A 10,649-nucleotide genomic window follows, 5' to 3' on the forward strand; every position below is an offset into this window, starting at 1 on the left:
ACGAAAGCCGACGCCATCGAGCGGCTCGCCCCCGCCGCTGCCGCCCTGCGCGCCCAGCTCGAGAACGAGCAGTTGCAGGCAAGCGACCTCTACGGGCACGTACGGGTACTGGCCGGTCACGCCCACGAGATGCCGCAGCGACTGCGCACGTTCGCCGACTCGCAGGCCCCCGTCTCCGCACCCGCCGCCGGGCCGAGCTCTCAGACCGTGGCAGCAGCACCCCTGGCCCCGATGCCCCCCACCGACCCTGCTGGCGAGGCACCTCAGGAAGCAGTGAAAGAAGGCGGGGTGTGGGATCCCCACTACCCCGTACCGGAGACCATCAGCCAACTGTGGAAGGCCGCCCACACACAGGGCTGGACCATGTCCCGCAGCACCGAGGACCGCGGCTACGGCAGCCAGCTCCTCAACGTCGAGCTCGAAGCACACACACAGGTCGGCTACTGGAGGTTCCGGCTGCAATGGCATCCGCGCAAGGGTCGCTTCGCCGCCGACAAGGAGCGCTCCTTTGCCATCTGGCCCGACGAACGCACCGGGCCGCGCGGCGGGACCATCCATCCCACGATCCAGGACGCTCTGGGGGCCGTGCGGAACTACTCCGCGATCCCCGCCCTCGCCGTGGATTCCAATGCAGTCGCACGGCAGGCACCGGCGGACAAGCCGACCCTCACTTCGGCGCCCGCCACTGAGCAGACCACCCTGGCAGACGACTCCACGCCCGAGACGCTGGCCAGCAACGAGGCCCTGCACTACGACGCGCTGGAGATCGAGGGCCTGCCCGGCTACTGGTGGCGCCTGGAGCCTGCACGCGACAACGTGGAACACCTCACGGTCGGCTACGGCACCGACGTGATCGGGCACGGAGTTGGGCCCAACGGCCGGGACGGCAAGACCAGATGGACGATCGCGGTCGGGCCCGACTCCATGCCTGGCGAACGTACCCCATCCGCCAGTGCCACGAAGATCGCCGAACGGCACCAGGCCCTTCGCAACGCCGCCAGCTGGCAGCCGCAGGGAAGTCCTCTCCCCCTACCGGAGGTGAGCGCAGTCACCGGCACCGACGCACCAGCTGCCAACCAGGCCCCCATGAGCCCGCTGGCGCAGACGAGACGTGCGGACTTCGACAACCCTCCGGGCACCGCGCCTGACCCCCTTGAATACGACAACCCCCCCGAAGGGCAGCCGAGGCCAGTCGCTTTCGCGGCAGACGCTCCGGGAGATGACCAAAGGGCGCTCGAGGGAACAGAGCCCGCGGACCAGCCCCCGGTAGGAGGCGAACCGGAGCCGACACAGTACGACGTGCCCCTCACCGATGCCATGCGCCTGGGCGGCCCCGAGGCCGCTCGCGCCCTGCGCGCACGCGCCACGGTCGGGCCCTTCGTGGCAGACGGCCAGTTCCAGCGAGCCCCCGTCGCGATGGAAGGCGAGGCCATCGGCTCTGTCGTGACCCGCCCCGACGGCCAGTACGCGGCCGCCACGAAAGGCTGGACGTCACGACAGCCCTACGAAACCCTCCCCGGCGCAATCGCCCAGGTCGTCGAGGCCCACGACGTGTGGGTTGCCACCGGGCAGGGGTCTCAGGAGGCCGCCGGCCTCAACAGCCGCACACCCGGATCCGAGCTGTTGAGGAGGGCACCGGACGCTGAGCTGCCTGAAGGGGCGGCCCCTGTGCCCGGCCATCCCGGATACCATCAGATCCTGGCCCACCCCGGAACCGTGGTGTATGGGCCGAACAACCAGAAGGTCGGCTTGGTCGAGCACCGCACCTACAACGCGGGCAAGCACAGGACCGTGTACGGCGAGGACAGCCCGATCAAGGGCGAGAACACCATAGACGAGTCGGTCCGTCATCTCGTGCAGGTACACGCACACCTCCACGACACCCCCAGCCGCAGCGCGCAATGGCAAGTGTCCCCGGTCCACAACGTGTGGATCGAGCACCATCCTGACCACACCTATGTCTGGAACGCCTACAACCACGAAATCCTCGCCGCGCTCGAAGTCGCGGCCGGGCCACGCGGGTTCGCGCCTCGCGTTGTTCCCCGCTACCTCGTGAAATGCGGCCTGTACCAGCATGCGCTGCCGAAGAACCTCACCCACCACACCCGCACGGAGAAGGTCAACGCCCTGCTGGCGCTCCTGTCCGCGCGCGGTCTTTCGGTCCCCGTCTATACAGACTTCGAGGCCAAGCAGCTCGCCGAAGCCGCAGCGGCCGCACCGACAGCGGCGCCGATCGACTCCGTACCGCAGGCACTGGAACAGGTCACGAACACAGCGCGGGCGGAGGCCACACCGCCAGCATCCCAGGAGCCTGTCCGATCTGCGGCTGATCCTCACGTCGCTCTCGAAGAGATGGACATCGACGACCTCGAAGAGACCCTTGACGCGCTGAAGCACGCCACGGACCCCTTGACGCTGGCCTACCGGCTGCGCGCCGAGCGGCGTCGGTGGTCCCTCATACGCGAGGAGGCCGAAGCCTGGGTCCGTCCTCTTCGAGTCGACGGCCAGGGCAACCTGATCGAGCCGTCCCGCGGGGAGATCCTGCGGCAGCGCGTGGACGGCTACGCACTCAACCCCAACGAAGCCCAGGGCGCAGTCACCAGCGTGGACGGGTTGCCGCCGGCGAAGCCCGGTGGTCCCAGCGACACCCGCTGGACGCAGATCGTGGAAGCGGCCGCCCGGGCGGAGGAGTTCCCGCCCACCGCAGAGCAGGAAGTCATCATGGAGGCCGCCGCCCGGCGGGGCCTTGATCTGAGAGTGATGGCCCTGGCCGGCACCGGCAAGTCCACCACCTTGAAGATGCTCTCGCGCCGCATGCCCGACAAGCGGATCCTCTACCTTGCCTTCAACCGGTCAGTCGCCGATGAGGCCATCGAGGCCCAGCAACGAGGCGAGTACGGCAAGAACGTCACACCGACCACGGCGAACGCCTACGCCAACAGCATGGTCGACCAAGCCCTGCTGCCCCGCCTGAACTGGCCCAAGCTCAGCGAAGCGCAGATCGCGGACCGGATGCGATGGCGCTCCCGCATCCAGGCGGGCAACGAGTCACTGACTCCTCAGCGGGCTGCCTACCTCGCCAACCAGATGCTGTCCGAGTGGGTGAAGTCCGCCGACGACGACTTCGCGATCCATCACCTCTCGGACCGCATTTCACACAACCGGAAATCCCTGTTCAGCGCGATCCGTCCTCTGGCACAGCAGATGTGGGAAAACCTCACCAGCACGACCGCGACCGATCCCGACCGCGATCTGCCGCTGTCCTTCGACCACACCGTCAAGACATGGGCGCTCTCCGGCCAGATTCCCGACACCGACGTGCTGTTCTGGGACGAGGCTCAAGATGTCAACCCCGTCATGGAGTCCATCGTCGCCAACGTCCGCTCGGCCGGCATCCAGGTCGTGGCCGTGGGCGACTCCAATCAGGCCATCTACGGATTCCGGGGCGCCACCGATGCCCTGGGACGCCTGCCCGCAGATGCCACGGCCACCCTCACCCAGACCTTCCGCTTCGGTCCCGCCGTCGCCGATGTCGGCAATCGCTTCCTGCGTCTGGGAGGCACCCGCATGCGCCTGGCGGGCTGGGACCGCAAGACCTCCCGCATCGACGAGATCACCCCGGGGGAGGAGACGATGCTGATCGCCCGCACCAATGCGGGCGTAGTACTGGGCGCTGTCGAAGGCCTCAAGGCCGGACGAAAGGTCGCGGTCTCCGGAGGCCTCGCTGACCTGCGCAAGTTCCTGGAAGCAGCTGAGGCGCTACGCGAAGGGGAGCGCACCAACCATCAGGAGCTGGCGCGTTTCAACGGCATGGCCTGGGACGAGATCCTGGAGACAGCGGCGAGCGAGCCGGAGCTCAACCAGCTCGACAGCATGTTCAAGCTGATGGAACGGCACACCGAGGAACTCGACGCGCTCCTGGAATCCGTTCGCATGCCGCGGCCTCTCGTCGAAGACGACGGGGAGCACCTGTGGTTCAAGTTCGCCTTCGGGGACGGCAACTTCCGGGCCACGAAGGAGTGGCTCAAAGGCCGAGAGGTCGGCTTCGAGTACCACTCGGACAGCAAGCGCTGGGTGTACCCCTCCATCAAGCGGAGTGCCCGCGCATCCGACGCCGAGCGGAATACGCTGCATGAGCGTGTCGAGCAGTACATCACCGACCACTACATCGCTCCCGTCAGCGACAACGGCGGTCAGGTCGTCGACCAGAGCGCACCGCACGACCTGCTGGTGTCCACGGCGCACAAGGCCAAGGGCATGGAGTCGGAGCGCGTCCGCATCGCCGGGGACTTCAAGGGTCCCAAAGAGAACCACAGCGGAGGCATCGACTGGGACACCATTCCCGATGACGAGGCGCTACGCCTGGCGTATGTCGCTTCCACCCGCGCCACCGACGTCCTCGATCCCGGCTCACTGGGATGGATCTTCGAAGTAACCCGCGATGACGATCCGATGCTGGAGCCCGACGGTGTCTACCGGCGGCCCTGGCAGGCCGAGGACTTTCCGCTCGGGACGCGCCTGACCTTCTGGAGTGAAAGCGGGGAAGACCTCCTGGAGGGGGAAGTCGCGGCGCGCGAAGGATCTTCGCTGCGGGTCAAGGTAGAGGGCCAGCGCACGCAGAGCATCGTTGTGGAGCAGATCGACCGCCGCGCGGGGCAGGACCGACCGCTGCTGCCCGTGGCCAGTAACGAGGAGCTCGACGAGGCTCTGCGAAGTGGTTTTTCCCCGCTGACGGCTCCTCTTCCGAGGGGCAAGCCCGCAGCGCAGCGTCCCACGCTGAGCGCCGCCGGCGCGTCCGACGCGCAGTCCCAGCCGGCCCTCACCGCGCCGTCCGCGGGCGGCAACGGTCCGCGGAAGGCCCCACGCGAAGCTGCGGAAGCGGCCGAGCCGCAGACTGCTCGAGAGTCCGGGCACGCCAGGTCTATAGCGACGGCGCAAGAACCTGGTCGCCCGGCCGTGTCTCCTGGCGTCACCGATGACTCACGGCACGAAGCGGAGGACAGGGATCCCGCCACAGCTTCCGTAGAGCATCCGACGTACAAGGTGACGGCACGTCCCACGGACATCGGCCGCCGCTGGATCGTTGTAGACCGCGCCAGCGCAGATGCCGTGTGGATCCGCAACGGGGATCAGGAACCCACCGAAGCCATCTGCAACACGAAAGCAGACGCCGAGCGCTTGTGCCTCCGCCTCGCCAGCGAGCCCGACCTGCGCGTCGCTGCTCCCGCGGCAGCACCTACGGCCGCGGGAGCAGAGCCGGACCAACGACCGGCACCGGGTCTGGCACTCACTCCCGTCCTAGGCAAGGTCATCGACAAGGCCACCCGGGGCACCGACCAGCTGGTGAAGGTCCAGGTCGACGACGAAGCCACAGGCTCGCGCGTCTATGTTGCATGGAATCCCGTGGGCGCCGACCATGTCCAGCTAGACCAGCCGGTATTCCTCTCCGGAACCCTCGGCGGTCAAAGTGCCTTCCACGGACGCCTGGAAACAGCAGTGGAAGGTGGCACGGTCGAGGGCGAAGCCGCCGCACACGACCGCCGTAACCTCCTTCATCCCGCCCCCGAGGGCTGGGCCCCCACAGACCAGGACGCACCCTCCCGCCTCACTGAAGGTCAGCGGGTCCGCATTCTCGACCCGAACCACCCCGCGCACGCCGGCGCGAACCCCCCAGGCACACAGCAACTGTTCACCACGGTCACCGTGGAGCTGTTCGAGGACGACACGGCCACCTACGCCGGCACCAGTCCAGACGGCCGCATCCACCTGTTCCTCCACGACCAGGTCGTCGCGGTGCCCGTCGACGGCGCAGCACGACCGCCGCAGGACGCGACGATCCCGGCCTCAGGCACGGTGGCCGAGCAGGACGGCAGCCCTCGAGACATCTCCGCCGCACTCCTCACCACTCTGCGCAACAAATTCTCCGCCTACACACAGCGCGTTGGCCGATGGACGCCCGCCGACCTCCAGCCCCGCCCGGACGGCACTCTCGTCGAGGTCCTGCTACGCAAAACCGGCGAGTGGGTACAGGCGGTCGAGGCAGGCCCCCACATCCTGCGCGACGAACGCGGCAACTTCCACAACCTCGAAGAGGTACTCGCCTGGCGCGACGGCACCGAACTCGTCACCCTCCTGGACCTCACCGAGCGATCCCCCCGCCTCGAAGCGAAAGCCCTGGGACGCGGGGGAGGGGCGCGGCCCAAACCCCCGCTACTCTCCAGCCCGCCACAGAGCATGGCAACCGCTGACCTGCAGACCCGCGTCACGGAACTCGATCAGTGGCTCCACGCCAACACCGGACACGGCGACAGCGCAGACAGCGTCCGCGCTGTCGCGCTGCGCGACTCCCTGCTCGCCGAGCTCGAGCAGCGACGCCTGCGCCGGATGGATGCCGATCAGCTCGGCGGCATCGAAGGTTTCCGCCGCGACCTGGCCGACCTCACGCTCACAGCAGCCGATCCCAGCGGCACTCGCGACATCCTGCGAAACGGCACCCGGCTCGGCACCGTCCTGGCGAGCGCCGCAGGATGCCACTTTGTTCCCGACGGCCAGCTCGCGCTGGCCGAAGGCACCGCCTATGCCAGCCCCGAAGGCGCCGCAGTCGCACTCAGCCGTTACCTCGCAGGCGTCCCGGAAGACCAGCCACTCAATCCGCCCGCCCAACCGGACCCGGTACCCGAGCCGCGTTTCGTCCTGACGTCCCAGGAGAAGCAGACCGAACCCGACACCGACCCCAGCATGCTGCTCAAAGCGCACTTGAGGAGCGTCGTCCGCTACAAGGCCGACCCCGATCAGCGCAAGCAGCAGGAGCTCGTCGAGCGCTGCCGCAAACACGGCCGTGCCGAGGCCGGGACACACCTGAGCTCCGGCGGCAGGCTCGCGATCATCACTGTCGCCCCCGAGCGCTACGAAGTCCGGGCGCCTGACCGGCTCACCAAAGTCTTCGGACCCTGGGGTGAGCAGATCAGGACCCGTGAGCGCGCCAACCGGATCGCAGACGCCCTCGAGAGCATTCGTGACGAGCGCGGTCACCCCTTCCCCTGGGACATGCCAAACCCCACAGGCCGGGCCGTACTCAGGCACGCGTTCGGATGGAAAGACCAGCACGGTCACGACGTCAAGCAGGCAATCCTGCACGCCTTGGTCACGCACGGACTCGACGAGCAGGACCGGCGCTACGCCGAGGAGTACAAACGCAGCACAGGGCGTGAACTGGTGGCGCCCGCCCGCCAGAAGGCGCCGCGGCCGGCCGCTGAGCTGACCGACCCGTCGATCCCGCCGATAGCCAACTTCGTGACCACCCAGGTGAAGAAGGTACTGGGCGAGGTGGCCGCAGCCGACGGCACCTTCTGGTGGAGAGGAGAAGTCAACACCCCTCGGGCCAACCAACTGCGTACCAACCAGCCACTGCTGGATGTCCCCATCCTGGTGAGGATCGAGGAGTCTCCCGACGAACGAGGCGCCAGCATCGGCTGGATCCGCGTCCTGAACGCAGCAACAGGCGAACCTGTGCTCCACCAGGACACGGGCAAGCCGCTCAGCATCCGCTCCACCGACCACGTGGTCGTCGCCACGCCACTGGCCCCGCTCACCCCTGCAGGCGAAACGGGCCAGGCCCTGCGACGCTTCGCCTCTCTCCCACAAGTACGCACCCACCTGATCGCCGCGCGCATCCCCGGCCTGAGCCCTGAGCGCCGTACCGAGGTACGCAGGATCGCGAAAGAGCGTGAGCTGATAGGCCTCACCGCCGACGGCCAGTTCGTCATCCGCCGTACCGGTGAGACCTTCGAGGTGCTCCCCGCGGGCAGTGGCCTGCCCTTTGACGGACTTCTGCCCGACCTTCTGGCCGACCCGCCCCTCCCGCTCGCAGACTTCCCCACCAGCCAGGAAGCGCATGACTTCGCGGGCCGGCTCACCGAACTCCGGAGCGCCAAAGGCCGGCCTATCGACTGGAGCGACCCGCAGCTCGGACACCTGCTCTCACCTGACGAGCTCGTCCGCCTCAACCACACCATGCTGGAAGAACGCGCCCACCACGACCGGGCCCACAATCGCACCGGCACTCCAAGCGACGTCCTATGGCAGCTCTTTGAGGACCAGTCCCACCGCCCTGACCCGGCGGCAAGCACCGTGCGGTGGGCGGACACGCTCCGCTCCGGCGACTGGGCCTTGCTACGGATCAACGACGAGGAGACGTTCTGGGAGATCCGCGCAGCAGCCAAGACCTCGTACGGAACCATCGCGATCACCCTGGAAGACGGCGACCGCTGGCACCTTCCCCCCAACCTGGCCGTAGAGCACCCCGGGAGCGACCTTCTCACGGATGCCGACGGTAAGCCCGTCGGGCTGCGCTACGACGCCGAGCGTGTCCTTGACGACGACGTCATTGAATTCGACCTCGCAGCCGACGGCACGCCGCTCACGCCGACCGGGGAGGTGGGCGTGCCGGCCCCCGGCGCCACACGAGTGCGTGGCCGTGCTCACCCCACGCACCTGCACCCGCACGGCGACGGCGAGCGCACCTTCTTGAGGGACGCCACCATCGTCAACGGCCAGGAGCTGCAGTCGGCGTCCCTCGACGTGGCGACTATGGCCTTCAGGCTGCCCGAGCATGTCTACCGGCTTTCCGCGCACATGCCGCTCGTACAACAAGAGGCACAACCCCAACTCACGACGCCCCCGCGTCCAGCCTTCGTGCAGGCTGACACGCCGGAGCTCGATGCGGAGGCTGGACCGGACCTGAGCGAAGAGCAACTGGCCGAGCTGGAGGCCGAACTGGCCGTAGAGCTCCGGCGGGAGCTGGCGGCAGGATCCGACGACACAGGCGAGGACGTTGACTTCGACGAGGCGCTCGCCGCGGTTCTCGGACTGGCTTCGGAGCCGGTGGACCAGCCCGATGCGGACCTGGACCACGCGCTCTACCCCGACCCGGAGCAGATCGACCCGGAGCACGATCTGGAGGGCGAGGACGATGCTCTGCCGGCCGAGAGCACGGTAGATCCTGCGACCGAACCAGACAACGACGACGTCACGCCGCTGGAAGGGCAGGACCTGTCCGTCAGGCCGCCCCAAGGCGAAACACTACGCCGCGAGCTCCTGCGGCTCCTCAGCGCTCCCGACGCCCCCACCACGCCCGCTGCACACTCAGTCGTCGGCGGAAGGCCCCTGTATGTGCGGGTCAAACGAGACCTTCGGTCCAGGCCAGTCCTGGAATTCGGGTTCGACCCCACTTCGCGCTGCGCGGACGCGCAGTTCACCGTTGAGGAACTGACCGGTGCCACCGGGGATCAGGTGCTGCAGGCCGTGCTGGCACGGCTTCCCATGTCGGATCAGCAAGCACAGCAGGCTGATGCAGCCTCCGTCGTCCCGCAGGCGCTACGTGACGATCTCCTAAAGCTCATGGGTGACCCGCAAGCGCCCAGGGTCCCCACCATCCTCAAGTCGGCTGGCCTGGATCTGTACGTATCGGTGACCGGCCATCGCCAATACGGACGAGTACTCCGCTTCGGATTCGATTCACAGAAGGCCACGGGCCTGTTCACCCCGGGCGACCTCCAGGGTGCCACCAGCGCCAAGATCGACCAGATCGTGGAGAGGTACGGCGAGGCATACGTCCGGGATCGCCTCACCGCTGATCGCGCGCGCCAGGTGCGCGACCGACTGCAGGCCGCAGCTGTGCAGCGGCAGACCCCCCAGCTGCCCTCCCTAGATGCCTCTCCTGAGCACCCGCAACAACCGCAGCCCGACCAGATCGGCCGCCCGGCCCCGACCACCCTCCCGACCAGATGAGCAGAGCCCGGACCGTCTGGAGGAATCGGACATTAGATTTCTAAGGCCCGTATCCCCCCGGGCGGGAGGACTACACGCACGCAGCGTCCCCGGGCGAAGAGCTCCCTAGCGTCGACAGGCACGCAACCTGCCCAGGGAAAGCCGGCGGCACGCCCGCCACCCGCGATCGTCAACGAGGTGACGAAGTGGCCACCACTCCGCAGGACGTTCCGACCCCGCCCCACGAGCCGGATGACGCGTGGGACGATGCGGACATAACTCATACCCTCCCGCATGCGGAGACAGCACAGCCCGACGCAGAGCATGCTCCTCGCGTGGCAGCGGCCGACACCAACGCTCGCAGCACGCAGGTCGATCCACCCTCCGCACTGCACCTTCCGGAGACGCCAGGGGGCTGGTCCGAGAACGAGGACCTCACGCACCCACGTGAACACGATGGCCAGGCCCAGGGGTGGGCGAGCGACGAGGACGTTCCCCATGCACTGGAGCTCACCGCCGGCTGGCTACCTCATGAACAGGCCCAGCCGGAAGTGCCTGTGGTGGGGAGTGGTTGGGCGGAGGAGGACGACCTGCCGCGCGTGCTTGAGGTTCAGGCCACGGTCGGGGACGGGGAGACGCGTTCGGATGGTGTTGAGCCCGACGGCGTGTGGGTGGAGGAGCCGCCCTCGGCGCTCGATGGTGTAGCCACGGGGTGGGGGAGTGACGCGCCTGCTTCCGGAGCGCTGGCGACCGGTCTGCCGGGAGGGCCTTCTGCGGGGCTGTTGCCTGTGGTGGGGAGTGGTTGGGCGGAGGAGGACGACCTGCCGCGCGTGCTTGAGGTTCAGGCCACGGTCGGGGACGGGGAGACGCGTTCGGATGGT

General features: G+C 68.1%; 2 protein-coding genes (1 of these 2 running past the window's edge). Both read left to right on the forward strand.

What is annotated here, in order from left to right; all coding sequences use genetic code 11:
* Positions 1-9,789, forward strand: partial view of a helicase-like domain-containing protein gene (locus tag ABT160_RS18915; protein ID WP_351648802.1) — the final stretch only. 18,786 nt of this gene lie to the left of the window's left edge; only the last 9,789 of its 28,575 coding nucleotides appear in the window; the start codon falls outside the window, past its left edge; its stop codon occupies positions 9,787-9,789.
* A 314-nt stretch (positions 9,790-10,103) separates the two neighbouring features.
* Positions 10,104-10,649, forward strand: a 546-nt coding sequence (locus ABT160_RS18920; RefSeq protein WP_351648803.1) for a hypothetical protein, incomplete at its 3' end; no start/stop codon positions are given.

Origin of the sequence: Streptomyces sp. NPDC001941, from assembly GCF_040296945.1 — a bacterium.
Lineage (GTDB): Bacteria > Actinomycetota > Actinomycetes > Streptomycetales > Streptomycetaceae > Streptomyces.